Source organism: Curvibacter sp. PAE-UM (genome assembly GCF_001432305.1).
In the GTDB taxonomy this organism is placed as follows: domain Bacteria; phylum Pseudomonadota; class Gammaproteobacteria; order Burkholderiales; family Burkholderiaceae_C; genus Hylemonella.
This window is the reverse complement of sequence record NZ_KQ483358.1, coordinates 2,634,783-2,651,526: the sequence shown is the minus strand read 5'-3', so window position 1 is coordinate 2,651,526 and position 16,744 is coordinate 2,634,783. Positions and strand designations below refer to the sequence as shown.

Sequence of the window (16,744 nt, the reverse complement as noted above, 5' to 3'; positions counted from 1 at the left end):
CCAGCTTTGCCCTTCGGAGCTGAGCTGTGGAACAGGTCGATTGTGTGGTGATCGGTGCGGGTGTGGTCGGCCTGGCGGTGGCGCGCGCGCTGGCGCTGAACGGACGCGAGGTGCTGGTGCTGGAAGCGGCCGAAGCCATAGGCACACAGACCAGCTCGCGCAACAGCGAGGTCATCCACGCCGGCATCTATTACCCCCAGGGCTCGCTCAAGGCGTTGCTGTGCGTGCAGGGCCGGCAGATGCTGTACGACTACTGCGCTGAGCGCGGCATCGGGCACCGCCGCTGCGGCAAGCTCATCGTCGCCACCTCCGAGCAGCAGGTCCCCGCATTGCAGGGCATCATGGCCAAGGCTGCGGCCAACGGCGTCGATGATCTGGTGCTGCTGACCCGCGAGCAGGCCCGCGCCCTGGAGCCGGCGCTGGAATGCGTGGCGGCCGTCCAGTCGCCGAGCACAGGCATCGTCGACAGCCACGGGTTGATGCTGTCCCTGCAGGGTGATCTCGAAAACGCCGGTGGCATGGTGGTCTTCAATTCGCCGCTGGCACGGGCACGCGTGACGCCGCAAGGTATCGAGCTTACGGCCGAGGATGGCACGCAGTTGCGAGCCCGCACCGTGGTCAACGCCGCCGGCGTGCACGCGCCCGGGCTGGCGCGCCGCTTCGAAGGGCTGGACGCACGCCACATTCCCGGCGAGTTTTACGCCAAAGGCAACTACTTCACGCTGGCTGGCCGCTCGCCGTTTTCCCGCCTGATCTACCCCGTGCCCGAGGCGGCCGGCCTCGGCGTGCACCTGACCATCGACCTGGGTGGCCAGGCCAAGTTCGGCCCCGATGTGCAGTGGGTGGATTCGCCCGACGATCTGGTGGTGGACCCGGCGCGCGGTGATGGCTTCTATGCCGAGGTGCGCAAGTACTGGCCGGCCCTGCCCGATGCGGCCCTGCAGGCCGGCTACGCGGGCATCCGGCCCAAGATCAGCGGCCCGGGAGAGGCCGCACGCGACTTCGTGATTCAGGGGCCGGCCGGGCACGGGGTGCCAGGCCTGGTCAACCTGTTTGGCATCGAGTCGCCGGGGCTGACCAGCAGCCTGGCCATCGCTGCCCGGGTGGCTGAACTCGTCTGAAGTCGCTCAGTCGATGCTGACGCCGGCATCCTTGACGATCTTGTTCCACTTGACGGTCTCGTCCTGCATGAGCTTGGTCAGGCCTTCGGGGGTGGACAGGCTGACCTGCACGCCAGCGTCGAACAGGGCCTTCTGCGTGTCGGGCTGGGCCATGAGCTTGGCGATCTCGCTGTTGAGCCGCTGCACGATTTCCTTGGGCATGCCGGCCGGCCCCAGCAGCGCCAGCCAGTTGCTGGCGTCATAACCGGGCACGCCGGCTTCCTGCAGGGTGGGCACGTCGGGCATTTGCGGTGCGCGGGTGGCCGTGGTCACGGCGAGGGCCTTGAGCTTGCCGCTGGCCAGATGGGGCAGGGCGTTGGTGATGCCGGCAAAGCTGCTCTCGACCACGCCGCCGATCAGGTCGGTCATGGCCAGGTTGCTGCCGCGGTAGGGGATGTGCTGGAGCTTGGCATCGGTCATGGAGATGAACAGGCCACCCATCAGGTGCTGCGTGCTGCCGTTGCCCGAAGAGGCGTAGCGCAGGGTATCGGGCTTGGCCTTGGCCAGCGCGATGAATTCCTTCACGTTGGTGGCCGGGACCTTGCTCGGGTTGACCACCAGCACGTAGGCGGAATCCACCAGCTTGCTGATGGGGGTGAAACTCTTGATGTGATCGTAGGGGATCGTCTTGTAGATCGAGGGGCTGATCGTGTGGGTCGAGGAGACCATCACCAAGGTGTAGCCATCGGGGGCGGCCTTGGCGACCAGGTCGGCGCCGATGGTGGAGCCGGCGCCTGGCTTGTTCTCGATCACGAAGGAGCCGCCCATGGCCGCGCCGAGTTTCTGGCCCATGATGCGCGCGACCACGTCGGTGAAGCCGCCGGGCCCGAAGGGCACGATGATCTTCACGGGGCGGTTCGGATAGCCCTGCGCCGCGGCGCTGCCGGCTGCCAGCACGAGCAGCGAGCCCAGGAAAAGACGACGGATGGAGAAGCGTGCAGTCATGATGATTACCCCTTGTAGCTAGGTTCGGGCATGGCAAAGAAGCCGTGCAGGATGGCGTAGACCATTAAATAATTCTTCTGCTGGAAGCTGGCATGGGAGATACCCTGCATGATGCTGAACTGCTTGTTGGTGCAAGGCAGCAACTCGTAGAACTTCAGCAGGTCGTCCAGGCTGGCGATGCCGTCGAACTCGCCGCGCATGATGAGCGTGGCCGCCTTGATGTTGCGCGGTTCGACGACCGGCAGCTTCGAGCACATGTCGACGTAGGTGCCGGTGGGCATGGCGCTGTCCAGCGTCAGGATGGCATCTGCAAAAGCTTCCTTGGTGGCCTCGTCGGCGCAGCCCGGATGGTCGCGGTTGAAGATGCTGTGCACGAAGGCGCGGTCGATCGGGCGCTGGTTCCTGGCCAGGAATTCCGGCAGCTTCTTCCGGCGCTCGGCCAGGGTGGGGCTGCCTGCGCCGGTCCAGACGAAGGCATCGAGGGCCAGCCGGGCGACGCGCTCGGGGTGGCGCTCGGCAAACAGCGCGGCCTTGAGCGCGCCAGAGGAGATGCCGTACACCATCAGCTGGCCCACACCGGTGGTCTTCAGGATGTACTCGCTGCCGGCAGCCAGGTCGTCGGCACCGTTGCTGATGTCGAAGTTGATGGGCCGGTGCTTGTCGGAGCGGCCATAGCCTTCGTTGTCCAAACACCAGGTGTCGAAGCCGCGCTCGGCGAACCAGTCCATGACCGAGGAATGCGGCCGGCCGGGGACCGTGAGGTCGAAGGTCGGCTGCGAGGCCATGGAAGAACCATGGACAAAGAGGATGGTGCCGGCGTAGGGCACCTTGGGTTGGGCCGGTTTCTGCCAGAGAAAGAGCTTGATGTCGCCCTTATGGGTCCAGTGCTCGATGCCACCGGTCCACTGCACATGTGCCATGGTCTTGTTTCCTTGGGTGTGATCGATGCTCAGACGGGCCGGCGCAGGAAGGTCTCGAGCGCGTAGTGGAATTTGTAGCGCTGCACGCCCATCATCGGGTTGTGCGCAATGCCGGAGAGCACGACGAACTCCTTGTCCTTGGTGGGCAGGCGTGCGAAGAAGTCCAGCAGGTCCGGCTCGGCGGCGATGCCGTCGTATTCGCCGCGGATCACCAGGGTCGGGCAGGGGATGGCCTCGGGCGTGGCCACCGGCAGGTTGGCGCACATGTCCACATAGGTGCCGGTCGGCACTTCGCTCACCAGCGGCAGTTCCGCCGCGGCGATGGCCTTGGGCACGATGTCCTCGCTGCTGCCGGGTTTGTCGCGGTTGAACATGCCCTCATAAAAGGCCAGGTCCACCTTGCGGCGCGGGCTGGCCGAGTACTCGGGCAGCTTCTTGCGGCGCTGCTCCAGCGTGGGGGAGCCGGCGCCGGTGTAGACCAGGGCCGAGAGGCCCAGCCGCTCGACCGTATCAGGGTGCGCGGCGGTGTACAGGCAGGAGCGCAGTGCGCCGGAGGAGGAGCCGAACAGGTTGAGCTTCTGCGCGCCGGTTTTCTGCAGGATGAAGGGGATGGCGGCGGCCAGGTCGAGGGCGCCGGTCTTGATGTCGCTGTTGCCGCGGCCCGACCAGCCCGAGCGGCCGTAGCCTTCGTGGTCCAGGGTCCAGACGTCGTAGCCGCGTTCGGCAAAGTAGTCCATCACCGAGTAGTCCTTGCCGCCGGGCACCTGCAGGTCGTAGGTGTTGCGACCCGAGACGGTGGAGCCGTGCACCAGCATCAGCACCGGCAGCGGCGCTTCGCCGGGCACGGGTGCCTTGGCGCGCTTGCGGTACACATAGAGTTGCACGCCCTCACGGGTCACAAAATGTTCTTCACTCCAGATCACGATGGCGGTCTTTCAATTCGAGAGAGGGGCAGCGCGCCCGCACCGGGTGATGCCGCATGCACGCTGGGTCAACAGGACAATATACTTTCAAGCCATCGTCTATGAAACGGGATTTTGTGAATTCATTGTTTACGGGAGTTGCGCCGAGGGTTCCTCCATGCGCGACCTGAACGCCCTGGCCACCTTCGTGGCGGTCGTGGATGCCGGCAGTTTCACCGTTGCCGCCGATCGCTGCGGCATTTCCAAGGCCCTGGCCAGTCGTCATATCCAGGAACTCGAGGAGTCACTGGGTGTGAAGCTGCTCAATCGCAGCACCCGCAAGCTGGGCCTGACCCTGGCGGGCGAACGTTTCTACGAGCGCTGCGCGCGCATCGTCGCCGATGCCGGCGATGCTGTACGCGATGTCGAGGAGCTCTCGCGGGGCTCGCACGGTTTGATCCGCATCAGCACGGCCATCACCTTCGGCCGCCTGCACCTGCTGCCGGCCGTGAGCGAATTTCTCGCGCTGAATCGATCCATCCAGATCGACGTCACCTTGTCCGAGCGCTTCGCCGACCTGATCTCGGGCAATGCTGATCTGGTGGTCCGGCTGGCGGAAGAGCCGCGCCTGAGCAATCTCGTGGCGCGTCGCCTGGCGCCTTGCCGCTGGATCGTGGTGGCTTCGCCGGCCTACCTGGCTGCCAACGCCACCCCGCGCACCCCGCGCGACCTGCTGGCCTGCAACTGCCTGGTCTATGACCGGCCCAAGGGCAACGAATGGCGTTTCCGTGGACGCGACGGTGAACTGACCGTCAATGTGTCGGGCAATCTGCGTGCGAATGTGGCCGAGGGCCTGGTCGATGCTGCCGTGGCCGGCGTGGGCATTGCCGTGCTGCCGTCTTTCGCGGCCAGTGAACACATCGTGGCAGGACGCCTGGTCCAGCTGTTTCCGGAGTACACCTTGCCCGAGAGCACGTTGTACGCCGTGTTCCTGCCGGATCGTCGGCTGCCGGAGCGTTTGCGCAATTTCGTCCAGTTCCTCGCCGAGCGCTTTGCGGACGAACCCTCTTGGGACCAGCCGCTGCTTACGCCGCCTCCCGGCAAGGAAAGCCGCAGTTCCAGGCTGGGGGCCTGAACCCGCACGGGGCGCGCTTCAGGATGCCTGGCGCAAGGCCTTGATCGCCCGTGCAGACTGCTGCACCAGTTCCGGACCCTGGTAGATCAGGCCGGTGTAGATCTGCACCAGGTCGGCACCAGCCTCGATCTTGCTCACGGCATCGGCGGCGTTCAGGATGCCACCCACGCCGATGATGGGGTAGCCCTGGCCCAGGGCCGCGCGCAACTGGCGGATCACGCGGTTGCTGGCCTCCAGCACCGGTGCGCCCGAGAGTCCGCCGGTTTCCTCGGCATGTGGCAGACCTTGCACCGCTTCGCGGCTGAGCGTGGTGTTGGTGGCGATCACGCCGTCCATGCCGTGGCGTTGCAGGGTGGCGGCAATCACCTTGACCTGTTCTTCGTCCAGGTCCGGGGCGATCTTGACGAACACGGGTACCCGTTTGCCATGCTGCTGCGCCAGTTGCTCGCGCCGGGTCGCGATGGCTCCGAGCAGCCCGTCCAGCGCCTCGTCGCTCTGCAGTGCACGCAGGTTCTTGGTGTTGGGGCTGGAAATGTTGATGGTGACGTAGTCGGCGTGCGGATAGACGCCGGCCAGGCCGATCAGATAGTCATCCGTGGCACGTTCGATCGGCGTGGCGGCGTTTTTGCCGATGTTGAGGCCCAGCAGCAGGGGCGTCCCGCTCTTGCGGCGGAAGGTGGCGCGCTGCACGTTGGCCAGGAAGGCGTCCAGGCCGTCGTTGTTGAAGCCCATGCGATTGATCAGTGCGTTCCCGGCGGGCAGGCGAAACATGCGCGGTTTCGGGTTGCCAGGCTGGGCCAAGGGGGTCACGGTACCGACTTCGACGAAACCGAAACCCATGGCGCCCAGGCCATCGATGCAGCGCGCGTTCTTGTCCAGGCCGGCGGCCATGCCCACGCGGTTCGGGAACTGCAGGCCGGCCAGGGTGATGGGGTCCTCGACCCGGGTCTGGCTGTAGGCGCAGGCCAGGGGGGTGTTCTGCGTGCGCGCCAGCATGTCGATCGTGAGCTCGTGCGCGGCCTCGGGGTCGAGGCGGAACAGCATGGCGCGGGAGAGGGCGTAGGGGATCAGGGACATCGCATAATTCCGTTGTTCCCGTATTTTCCCAGATCAACCACCTCACTTTATAGATCGCGACATGCTCACCCAAGACGAACTCAAGACCCTGGTCGGCCAGGCCGCCCTGCACTACGTGGTTCCCGGCGAAATCGTCGGGGTCGGGACCGGCTCCACGGTCAACAAGTTCATCGATGCCCTGGCCTCGATGAAAGGCCAGATCAAGGGGGCCGTGTCGAGTTCGGTCGCCAGCACCGAGCGCCTGCTGGCCCTGGGCATCCCGGTGTTCGACGCCAACGAGGTCGGCGAACTGTCGGTCTACATCGATGGCGCCGACGAGATCGACCACAAAGGCTACATGATCAAGGGCGGCGGCGCCGCGCTGACGCGCGAGAAGATCGTGGCCGCGCAGTCGCGCCGCTTCGTCTGCATTGCCGACGAATCCAAGCAGGTGACCGTGCTGGGCAAGTTTCCGCTGCCGGTGGAGGTGATCCCCATGGCCAGCCAGCGCCTGATCCGCCAGTTCACCGCCCTGGGCGGCACGGCCAGGGTGCGCATGAAAGGGGCCGAGCCCCTGGTGACCGATAACGGCCAGCACATCCTGGACGTGACCGGCCTTCAGATCAAGGATCCGCTGGCCTTCGAGTCCGAGGTCAACCAGTGGCCGGGCGTGGTGACGGTGGGCGTGTTCGCGCACCAGCGCGCCCAGGTCTGCCTGCTGGGAACGGCCAGCGGCGTGAAGACGCTGACGTACTGAATGCACAAGGGGCCTGCTGAGGCCCCTTGCTGGTCAGAACACGATGCCGGTCGGATTGTCCGGCGTCGGCCCGGGTGCCGGGGCGCTGGGCGTTACCGGTGGCGCTGCTGGGCGTTCGGCGGACGCGGGAGCAGCTTCCTGGAGTGGTACCAGGGGGGCAATCGGCGGGTTGCGGTAGCCAGAGGGCAAGCGGGAGCTCTTGGGATAACCCGCGGCGTCCAGGAAGTCGCTCCACTCCCCCTCGGAAAAGCCCTTGAGGCGCTGGCCGCCAATGGTGGCCGTGGGCACCGTGGCCTCAATGCCCAGGCGCTTGAGCGCTTCGACATCTTGTGACGTCGTGACGGTGCGCTCGGTATGGGGTATCCCGCGTGAGTTCAGCAGGCTGCGCGCTGCATTGCAGGGCTCGCAGTTTTTTCCGCTATAGAGCGTGACCGGGTAGCGGTTCATGGCCTCGCGCAGTTCGAAGGGCAGTTCACTGGCACCGCCGCTCTCGCTGGAGCGGCCGCTCGGGCTCAGTGCCGTGGCTTTTTCGCTGCTGGTGGGCGGCTTGTCGGAAAAGGTGACCCGACCGTCCGGGCCGACGATGCGGTAGATGCCCTGGGCAGAAGCCAAAACAGGGAGCAGGGCCAGTATGACAGCCGCAGCCAGCAGGGCGGCGTGGCGGGGACGGTAGGTGGTCTTCATGCGCCTCATTATTCCTCAAGTGAAGGTTCCCTAGGAACGGGCCATGCCCTGGTGCCGCAAAAGGGCGTCCAGGCTGGGCTCGCGCCCGCGGAACGCCTTGAAGGATTCAAGGGCCGGGCGGCTGCCGCCGGCCTCCAGGATGGCCTGGCGATATTTTCGCCCGGTTTGCACATTCGGCAAGCCCTCCGGCCCCGGGGTTTCCTCGAAGGCGGCGTAGGCGTCGGCACTGAGCACCTCAGCCCATTTGTAGCTGTAGTAGCCGGCCGCGTAACCACCGGCGAAGATGTGGCTGAAGGTGTGGGCCGTGCGGCTCCAGGCCGGCGGTTGCAGCACGGCGACCTCGGTGCGCACCAAGTCCAGCAGGGGCATGAAGTCCTGCTGCGGGTCGTGTTCAGTGTGCAGCAGCATGTCGAACAGGGCGAACTCGATCTGGCGCAGGGTCTGCATGCCGCTCTGGAAGTTCTTGGCGGCGACCATCTTCTCGAAAAGGGCGCGCGGCAATGGCTCGCCGGTCTCGACATGGGATGTCATGTGCTTGAGCACGTCCCATTCCCAGCAGAAGTTTTCCATGAACTGGCTGGGCAGTTCCACCGCATCCCATTCCACGCCGCTGATGCCGGAGACATCGCGCTCGTTGACCTGGGTCAGCAGGTGGTGCAGGCCGTGGCCGAACTCGTGGAAGAGGGTGATGACGTCATCGTGCGTGAGCAGCGGCGGCTTACCGCCCACGCCATCGGCAAAGTTGCAGACCAGGTGGGCCACGGGCATCTGCAGGCGGCCGTCGTCCGGGCGCAGCCAGCGTGAACGCACATCGTCCATCCAGGCACCGCCGCGTTTGCCGGGGCGGGCCGGCTGGTCCAGGTAGAACTGGCCGACCAGATGGCCGCCGCGCTCAATCCGGTAGAAAGCCACCGCCGGGTGCCAGACCGGGGCCGTGTCAGGCCGGATCGAGACCTCGAACAGGGTCTCGATGATCTTGAACAGGCCGGCCAGTACGCGCGGTGCCGTGAAGTACTGCTTGACCTCCTGTTCGCTGAAGGCGTAGCGCGCCTCCTTCAGGCGCTCGGCTATGTAGGGCCAGTCCCAGGGCTGGGGATCGGCCATGTGCAACTCGTCCCGTGCAAAGGCGCGCAGGTCGGCCACGTCCTGCTCGGCGTAGGGGCGGGCCTTGACCGCCAGGTCGCGCAGGAAACGCACCACCTGCTGGGGGGATTCGGCCATCTTCGGCACCACCGAGACCTCGCCGAAATTCAGGTAGCCCAGCAGTTGGGCTTCCTCCTGGCGCAAGGCCAGGATCTCGCGGATCAGCGCGCTGTTGTCGAACTTGCTGCCTTCGCCCTCGGCCTGGTCGGAGGCGCGCGTGGTGTAGGCACGGTAGAGCTTGTGGCGCAGGTCGCTGCTTTTCGCAAACTGCATGACCGGCAGGTAACAGGGCATCTTGAGCGTGAGCTTGTGACCGTCCTTGCTCTCGGCCTCGGCGGCCGCACGCGCGGCCTGCTGCACGTCGGTGGGCACGCCTTCGAGTTCGCTCGGCGTTGCGTAGTAGGACCAGGCGTCGGTCGCGTCCAGCGTGTTCTCGCTGAACTTCTGGCTCAGTTCGGCCTGGCGCTCCTGGATCTGGGCAAAGCGTTCCTTGGCCGCGCCGCGCAGGTCGGCCCCACCCAGCACGAAGTTGCGCAGGGCGTTCTGGTGTGCCTGGCGCTGCTCGGCATTCAGCCGGGACGGATCGATGGCCTTGTACTTGGCGTACAGGCGCTCGTCGGCGCCCAGACGGGTCCAGAACTCGGTCACGCGCGGCAGGGCCTCGTTGTAGGCGGCGCGCAACTCGGGGGTGTCGGCCACGCTGTTGAGATGGCTGACCGCGCCCCAGGCCCGGCCCAGTTGTTCGGTGGCCACATCCAGTTCGCGGGCGATGGCGGACCAGTCGGGCGGGAAGTCGCTTGCGGTGACGCGCTGCAGAGCGGCGTCGCAGGTCTGCAGCAGCGCATCCATGGCCGGGGCCACGTGTTCCGGGCGGATGCGGTCGAAGAGGGGCAGGTCGGAGACGTCGAGAAGGGGGTTGCTCATGTTCAGCATTGTGCGGTCAGCGGGGCCGGATTCAAGCCATGTCCCCATAGCTTTTGCTGATGTTCCCGATCAGCCCGCCGCCACGCGTTCGGCGGCTTCCAGGGTGTTGACCAGCAGCATGGTGATGGTCATGGGGCCGACGCCGCCGGGCACCGGGGTGATCCAGCCCGCAACCTGCTTCACGCCTTCGAAATCCACGTCGCCGCAGAGTTTGCCTTCGTCATTGCGGTTCATGCCGACGTCGATCACCACGGCGCCGGGTTTCACCATGTCGGCGGTCAGCACCTTGCGCTTGCCCACGGCGGCGACGATCACGTCGGCCTGCAGGGTCATGGCCTTGAGGTCCGGGGTAGCGCTGTGGCAGATCGTCACGGTGGCATTCTGCTGCAGCAGCATCAGGGCCATGGGCTTGCCCACGATATTGGAGCGGCCGATGACCACGGCGTGCTTGCCCTTGAGGTCATAGTTGATCGATTCCAGCATCTTCATGCAGCCGTAGGGGGTGCAGGGCCAGAAGCCGGGCTGGCCGACCATCAGCGCGCCGGCGCTGGCGACGTGGAAACCGTCCACGTCCTTGGCCGGGGAGATGGCTTCGATCACCTTGTGCGCGTCGATGTGCGCGGGCAGGGGCAACTGCACCAGGATGCCGTGGATGGCAGGGTCCTTGTTGAGGGCCTCAATGCGCGCCAGCAGCTGGGCTTCGGTCATGGAAGCCTCGTACTTCTCAAGTACCGAGTGCAGGCCGCTGTCTTCGCAGGCCTTGACCTTGTTGCGCACGTAAACCTGGGAGGCCGGGTTCTCGCCGACCAGGACCACGGCCAGGCCGGGCGTGATGCCGCGGGCCTTGAGGGCGGCGGCGCGCTGGGCAACGTCGCCGCGCAGTTGTTTGGAGAGTGCATTGCCGTCGATCAGTCGGCCGGTGGTCTGCGTCATGGTGTGTTTCCGTCGGTCAAGTAAAAACGCCCGCTGGAACGAACGAGGCGGGCGTCGCAGGGGCGAGGGGGCGGTCAGGCTTTGGCGGCTTGTCCCAGGGCGATCTTCAGCAGGTCAGCGACGGTGTTGGCGTTGAGCTTTTCCATGATGTTGGCGCGGTGCGCCTCCACCGTCTTGATGCTGATGCCCAGGTCGTCGGCGATCTGCTTGTTCAGGCGGCCGGCGACGATGCGCTCCAGCACCTGGCTTTCGCGCAGCGTGAGCTTCGCCAGCAGGGCTTCACGGCTGGCGGCCTGCTGGTGCACGCTGAAGGTTTCGCGGGCGCGATCAAGCATGCGCTCGACCAGGGTCACCAGCTGGTCTTCCTTGAAGGGCTTCTGGATGAAATCCATGGCGCCCTTTTTCATGGTGTCCACGGCCATGGGCACGTCGCCGTGGCCGGTGATGAACACGACGGGCAGGGGCGAGTGGCCTTCGAGCAGGCGGTTCTGCAGTTCCAGCCCGGTCATGCCTTCCATGCGGATGTCGACGATCAGGCAGGCCACCTCGCGCGGGTCGTAGCGATTGAGGAAGGACTCGGCCGAGTCGAAGCAGCGCACCCGGTAGTCCTTGCCCTCGAGCAACCATTGCAGCGAATCGCGTACGGCCTCGTCGTCGTCGACCACATAGACCGTGCCTTTTTTCGGAATCAGACTCATGCTCTAACCTGAGGTTTTTCTGCTTGCAGTTGTGGAGGGGCTGACGCAGCCGCTGGTCCGTCCACGGGCAGCCAGAAGGTGAAACGGCAGCCGGTGACTTCGGAGCCATTGTAGAGGTTCTCGGCTTTCATCCGGCCCTGGTGCGACTCGACGATGGAACGGCACAGGGACAGACCGATGCCCATGCCTTCCGCCTTGGTCGTGTGGAAGGCCTCGTACAGGCGTGCCATGACCTCCGGGGCGATGCCACGGCCGGTGTCGGTCACGGTGAACTCCACCACCGGCTTGCCCTCGACGGTGGCGGGCAGCACGTGCAGTTCCACGCGGCGATGCGGTGGCGGGCGTTGCGCATGGACGATGGACTCGGCGGCGTTTTTCAGCAGGTTGACCAGTACCTGCTCGATCAGGATGGGGTCGACCAGCACCGGCGGCAGGTCGGCCATGAAGTAGCTCAGGCGCACGTTGTAGCGGCGCAGTTCGATCTCGGCCAGTTCCACGGCCTCGTTGACCATGACGGCCACTTCGGAGAGCGTGCGGTTCGGCTCACTGCGTTTCACGAAGGCGCGGATGCGCTGGATGATCTGGCCGGCGCGCTGGGCCTGCTTGGCGGTTTTTTCCAGCGCGCCCAGCAGGTCCTCCTCGGAGATCTGCTGCGCCTTGATGCGCGAGACCATGCCGTTGCAGTAGTTGTTGATGGCGGTCAGCGGCTGGTTCAGTTCGTGGGCCACGCTGGAGGCCATCTCGCCCATGGTGATCAGGCGGCTGGCAGTCTGGGCGCGCTCGGCCTGGGCGGCGGACTGGGCCTCGGCCAGGCGGCGCGGCGTGATGTCGGTGGCGATCACCATCTGCGCCAGGCGCCCGTCCACCCAGGTCAGGTAACGGGTGCGCACCTCCAGCCACTTGCCGAGTTCCTCGACGTAGACCTCGGCGTTCTCGGCGTCGGCGTCGGGCAGGGCGCTGGTGGGCATGCCGACCAGGCCATCCACGCTGTCCTGGCTGTCCTCGGTGCTCACCCGCGCCGGCAGGCCGGCCTGGGTGGACAGGCGCACATGGCCGTTGCTCTGTTCATGGAACCAGAGCCGGTACAGCTTGTTCGCGAACAGCAGCTCGTCGGCGCCCAGCGGCGCGACCGAGACCGAGGCGTCCAGCGCCTCCAGCACCGTGGTGAAGCGCTCGTAGGAGGCATAAAGCTGCTCGCGTACGCGGTTGGGCTCGGTGATGTCGGTCATCGAGGTCATCCAGCCGGTCTGCAGGCCGCGTGCGTCGATCAGCGGCGAGACGTAGATGCGGGCATCGAACAGGGTGCCGTCCTTGCGCTTGACGCGCACCTGGAAGCCGCCTGGGGTCACACGGCCGGTCAGCTCGTCTTCCAGCCGGCCCATCAGCATGTCGCGGTCTTCCTCGGGCCAGTAGGGGAAGGGGGCCGTGCAGCCGACCAGTTCGCGTTCGCTCCAGCCCGTCATCTGGCAGAAGGCGGCGTTGACGTAGGTGATGTGGCCTTGCAGGTCGAGCGCGCGCATGCCCGTGGGCATGGAGTTCTCCATGGCGCGGCGGAAATTGGTCTCCAGCACCAGGGCCTGCTGCGCCTGCATGCGCCGGCGGGTGTGGCGCCAGTTGGCGATCAGCATCCAGGCCGTCATCACGCTGAGCGTGCCGACCAGCCAGAACAGGCCGCTGCCCACCACGCCCAGCGAAGCGCGATAGGCCTGGGCGTGCAGCACCAGACCGTTGCCCACGGGCGAGACCGGCACTTCATATTCGTTCGCATGTGAGGCCCAGCCCAGCCACTGGCCCGCCCGGTTGCGCTTGGGGGCGCTGCTGCCGGCCAGCACCTCGCCGCGGGAATCGCGCAGGGAGACGGCATAACGCGCCGAGACTTCCGAGGGGACGCCATAGCGGTAGAGCGTGTCCAGCGAGTACTCGGCCAGCAGCACACCAGCGAAGCGGGTTCGGCTGTGCAAGGGCAGGTGCAGCTCCAGCAGCGCGGTGCCATCCGGCGTGGCGCTGCGCTGCACATAGATGGGCTGGCGCAGTTCACGCGCCAGGGCAAAGGCGTTCTCGGTCTCGCTGGGTTTTTCCGGCAGCACGCCGCTGCGGACGGGGCTGTTGACCAGGCTGTGCGCCAGACTGGGATTGCCATGGGCGACGCGCAGGCGGCGGCGTTCGTCGATCCAGCTCAGCCCCTGGAGTTCGGGGTACTGGTTGAGCAGCACGTTGGCACGGTTGCGGAACTGGTCGGCGTCCAGCTCCTGGCTGGAGACTTCCTGGGCGAGGCGCACCAGTTCCTCCTGACGCTCCAGCAATCGCAGGCGCATGCGCTGCTGGGCGTATTCCACGTCGCGCCGAACCGCTTCCTGTTCCCGCTCCATCTCCTCCAGGCGCAAATAGCCAAAGGCGGCCACGATGGCGGCCAGAAACAGCAGGACGGCCACCAGCGGCGCCAGCATGGCGTAACGGTCCTGGCGGTGGGGGGACTGCCGGCGCCACCACTGCCGAAGTCGCACCAGCGCGGGCAGTTCGCGCAGGTAAGGCAGCAGCTGGCTCAGTCGTGTTTGCATGTGTGCCAAGTGTATTCCGTATGACCTTCCGGGGTCTGCGTGAAATCCATAATGTGAAATAGACAAGCACGCCTTGAAATAGGCAAAAAATTATGAGAAACTCCTAGATCGTTCTACATTGACTGAAGAACTTGTCTGCGAACAAGTTCCGTGCCTAAAACCAAGAGGAGCCAAGCATGTCAGCCCTGCCCCAGAACCTGTCGGGAATCGAAGCCCAAGATATCGACAGCCAGGAAACCCTTGAATGGAAGCACGCCCTGGAAGCCGTGATTGCGCAGGAGGGCCCGGAACGTGCCCATTTCCTGCTGGAACAACTGCTGGAACATGCGCGCGAGCACAGCATCGACCTGCCGTTCTCGGCCACCACCGGCTACACCAACACCATCGAGCCGGACCAGGAGGCGCACAGCCCCGGTAACCTGGACCTCGAAGGCCGCTTGCGCGCCTATATGCGCTGGAACGCCATGGCCATGGTGGTCAAGGCCAACCGCCTGGACCCGGCCGACGGTGGCGACCTGGGTGGCCACATCAGTTCCTTCCAGTCGCTGGCGCACATGTTCGCCGCCGGCTTCAACCACTTCTGGCACGCCGACAACACCGACGAGGGCGGCACCCATGGTGGCGACCTGCTCTACATCCAGGGCCATTCCTCGCCCGGCATCTATGCCCGCGCCTTCCTGGAAGGCCGTATCAGCGAAGAGCAGATGCTGAACTTCCGCCAGGAAGTCGACGGCAAGGGCCTGTCCAGCTACCCGCATCCCAAGCTGATGCCCGGTTTCTGGCAGTTCCCTACCGTGTCCATGGGCCTGGGGCCCATCATGTCGATCTACCAGGCGCGTTTTCTCAAGTACCTGCACGCCCGCGGCCTGGCCGACACCAGCCAGCGCAAGGTCTGGGTCTTCTGCGGTGACGGCGAGATGGACGAACCCGAAAGCCTGGGTGCCATCGGCCTGGCCGCGCGCGAGAAGCTCGACAACCTGGTCTTCGTGGTCAACTGCAACCTGCAGCGCCTGGACGGCCCGGTGCGCGGCAACGGCAAGATCATCCAGGAGCTCGAGGGCGAGTTCCGTGGTGCCGGCTGGAACGTCATCAAGCTGATCTGGGGCAAGGAGTGGGACGGCCTGCTGGCGCGCGACAAGGACGGTGCGCTGCGCAAGATCATGATGGACACGCTGGACGGCGACTACCAGGCCTTCAAGGCCAATGACGGTGCCTTCGTGCGCAAGAACTTCTTCGGCCGCGATCCGCGCACGCTGGAGATGGTGTCCAAGATGAGCGACCAGGAAGTCTGGGGCCTGCGCCGCGGCGGTCACGACGCGCAGAAGGTCTATGCCGCCTTCCACAAGGCCCACAACTCCCAGGGCGGCCCCACCGTGCTGCTGGTCAAGACCGTCAAGGGCTGGGGCATGGGCAAGGCCGGCGAGGGCAAGAACACCGCGCACCAGACCAAGAAGCTCGGCGATGACGACATCCGCTACATGCGCGACCGCTTCAACATCCCGATCCCTGACAGCGAGCTGCCCAAGATCCCGTTCTACAAGCCGGCCGACGACACGCCGGAGATGAAGTACCTGCACGAGCGCCGCCAGGCCTTGGGCGGTTACCTGCCCAAGCGTCGTACCGTGTCGAGCGAGAGCTTCACCGTGCCGTCGCTGGAGACCTTCAAGTCGGTGCTGGAGCCCACGGCCGAGGGTCGCGAGATTTCCACCACGCAGGCCTATGTGCGTTTCCTCACGCAGCTGCTGCGTGACCAGGCCCTGGGCCCGCGTGTGGTGCCCATCCTGGTGGACGAGGCGCGCACCTTCGGCATGGAAGGCCTGTTCCGCCAGATCGGCATCTACAACCCCGAAGGGCAGAAGTACACCCCGGTCGACAAGGACCAGGTCATGTACTACAAGGAAGACAAGGCCGGCCAGATCCTGCAGGAAGGCATCAACGAGGCGGGCGGCATCTGCAGCTGGATCGCCGCGGCAACGTCGTATTCGACGAACAACCGCATCATGATCCCGTTCTACATCTATTACTCGATGTTCGGCCTGCAGCGCGTGGGCGACCTGGCCTGGGCGGCTGGCGACATGCAGGCGCGCGGTTTCCTGCTGGGCGGCACCTCCGGGCGCACCACGCTCAACGGCGAAGGCCTGCAGCACGAGGACGGCCACAGCCAGGTCCTGGCCAGCACCATCCCGAACTGCGTGAGCTACGACCCGACCTTCGCGCACGAAGTGGGCATCATCCTGCACCATGGCTTGAAGCGCATGGTGGAGAAGCAGGACAACGTCTTCTTCTACCTGACCCTGCTCAACGAGAACTACGCCATGCCCGGGCTCAAGGCCGGCACCGAAGAGCAGATCATCAAGGGCATGTACCTGCTGCAGGAAGCCAAGGCCGGCAAGAAGACCCCGCAGGTCAACCTGCTGGGTTCGGGCACCATCCTGCGCGAATCCATGTTCGCCAAGGAGCTGCTCGAGAAAGACTGGGGCGTGACCGCCAACGTCTGGAGCTGCCCGAGCTTCAACGAACTGGCGCGCGACGGCCAGGACGTCGAGCGCTGGAACCTGCTGCACCCGACAGCGAAGCAGCGTGTCGCCTTCGTCACGCAGCAACTCGAGCCGCATGCCGGCCCGGTGATCGCCTCGACCGACTACGTGAAGACCTTCTCCGAGCAGATCCGCCCCTACATTCCCAAGGGCCGGACCTACAAGGTGCTGGGCACCGACGGCTTCGGTCGCAGCGATTTCCGCAGCAAGCTGCGTGAGCACTTCGAGGTCAACCGCCACTACATTGTGGTGGCGGCCCTCAGGTCGCTGGTCGAAGAGGGTACGGTGCCGATGGAGAAGGTGGCCGAGGCCATCGCCAAGTACAAGATCAAGACAGACAAAGTGAATCCCCTTTACGCCTGAGCGCAGAACGGGATGCACTGGGCAGTGAA

Annotated in this window: 13 protein-coding genes; 4 read left to right on the top strand and 9 right to left on the bottom strand. The window is 65.6% G+C overall.

The window, feature by feature from the left end; translation table 11 throughout:
- The first annotated feature begins 26 nt into the window (after positions 1-26).
- On the top strand, positions 27-1,121 hold the full coding sequence (locus AO057_RS12795; RefSeq protein ID WP_057676320.1) for an NAD(P)/FAD-dependent oxidoreductase: 1,095 nt from the start codon (positions 27-29) through the stop codon (positions 1,119-1,121).
- 6 nt (positions 1,122-1,127) lie between these two features.
- Here the strand turns inward: AO057_RS12795 and AO057_RS12790 are convergent, their stop codons facing one another.
- Genes AO057_RS12790 through AO057_RS12780 form a run of 3 tightly spaced genes read right to left on the bottom strand, consistent with a single transcriptional unit; the run spans position 1,128 to position 3,948 of the window.
- A complete protein-coding gene (locus tag AO057_RS12790; protein WP_057676319.1) occupies positions 1,128-2,105 on the bottom strand; it encodes a Bug family tripartite tricarboxylate transporter substrate binding protein in 978 nt (325 codons plus the stop codon).
- A 5-nt stretch (positions 2,106-2,110) separates the two neighbouring features.
- Entirely contained in the window at positions 2,111-3,025 is a 915-nt protein-coding gene (locus AO057_RS12785) for an alpha/beta hydrolase (protein ID WP_057676318.1), read from the bottom strand.
- 29 nt (positions 3,026-3,054) lie between these two features.
- On the bottom strand, positions 3,055-3,948 hold the full coding sequence (locus tag AO057_RS12780) for an alpha/beta hydrolase (protein WP_082605553.1): 894 nt from the start codon (positions 3,946-3,948) through the stop codon (positions 3,055-3,057).
- Between the two features lie 157 nt (positions 3,949-4,105).
- Here AO057_RS12780 and AO057_RS12775 point away from each other — a divergent pair, with 157 nt between their 5' ends.
- Positions 4,106-5,062 (top strand): LysR family transcriptional regulator, encoded by a 957-nt coding sequence (locus AO057_RS12775; protein ID WP_057676316.1) that lies wholly within the window; start codon positions 4,106-4,108, stop codon positions 5,060-5,062.
- Positions 5,063-5,080: 18 nt separating this feature from the next.
- Here the strand turns inward: AO057_RS12775 and AO057_RS12770 are convergent, their stop codons facing one another.
- Positions 5,081-6,139 (bottom strand): quinone-dependent dihydroorotate dehydrogenase, encoded by a 1,059-nt coding sequence (locus tag AO057_RS12770; protein WP_057676315.1) that lies wholly within the window; start codon positions 6,137-6,139, stop codon positions 5,081-5,083.
- 61 nt (positions 6,140-6,200) lie between these two features.
- Here AO057_RS12770 and rpiA point away from each other — a divergent pair, with 61 nt between their 5' ends.
- Complete coding sequence (gene rpiA / locus AO057_RS12765) at positions 6,201-6,875, top strand: ribose-5-phosphate isomerase RpiA (protein ID WP_057676314.1); 675 nt, start codon at positions 6,201-6,203, stop codon at positions 6,873-6,875.
- Between the two features lie 33 nt (positions 6,876-6,908).
- Here rpiA and AO057_RS12760 read toward each other — a convergent pair whose 3' ends face one another.
- The 5 genes from AO057_RS12760 to AO057_RS12740 all read right to left on the bottom strand — a co-directional run bounded on the left by AO057_RS12760 (position 6,909) and on the right by AO057_RS12740 (position 13,815).
- Positions 6,909-7,559: a glutaredoxin domain-containing protein gene (locus AO057_RS12760; protein WP_057676313.1), complete on the bottom strand. Its 651-nt coding sequence runs from the start codon at positions 7,557-7,559 to the stop codon at positions 6,909-6,911.
- A 30-nt stretch (positions 7,560-7,589) separates the two neighbouring features.
- Entirely contained in the window at positions 7,590-9,626 is a 2,037-nt protein-coding gene (locus AO057_RS12755) for a M3 family metallopeptidase (protein ID WP_057677286.1), read from the bottom strand.
- Positions 9,627-9,695: 69 nt separating this feature from the next.
- On the bottom strand, positions 9,696-10,559 hold the full coding sequence (gene folD / locus AO057_RS12750; RefSeq protein ID WP_057676312.1) for a bifunctional methylenetetrahydrofolate dehydrogenase/methenyltetrahydrofolate cyclohydrolase FolD: 864 nt from the start codon (positions 10,557-10,559) through the stop codon (positions 9,696-9,698).
- A gap of 74 nt (positions 10,560-10,633) precedes the next feature.
- On the bottom strand, positions 10,634-11,257 hold the full coding sequence (locus AO057_RS12745) for a response regulator transcription factor (protein WP_057676311.1): 624 nt from the start codon (positions 11,255-11,257) through the stop codon (positions 10,634-10,636).
- Positions 11,254-13,815: a PAS domain-containing sensor histidine kinase gene (locus tag AO057_RS12740; protein WP_057676310.1), complete on the bottom strand. Its 2,562-nt coding sequence runs from the start codon at positions 13,813-13,815 to the stop codon at positions 11,254-11,256. Before AO057_RS12740 ends, AO057_RS12745 begins: the two co-directional genes overlap by 4 nt.
- Positions 13,816-13,991: 176 nt before the next feature.
- Here AO057_RS12740 and aceE point away from each other — a divergent pair, with 176 nt between their 5' ends.
- Complete coding sequence (aceE, locus tag AO057_RS12735; protein WP_057676309.1) at positions 13,992-16,715, top strand: pyruvate dehydrogenase (acetyl-transferring), homodimeric type; 2,724 nt, start codon at positions 13,992-13,994, stop codon at positions 16,713-16,715.
- Positions 16,716-16,744: the final 29 nt, after the last annotated feature.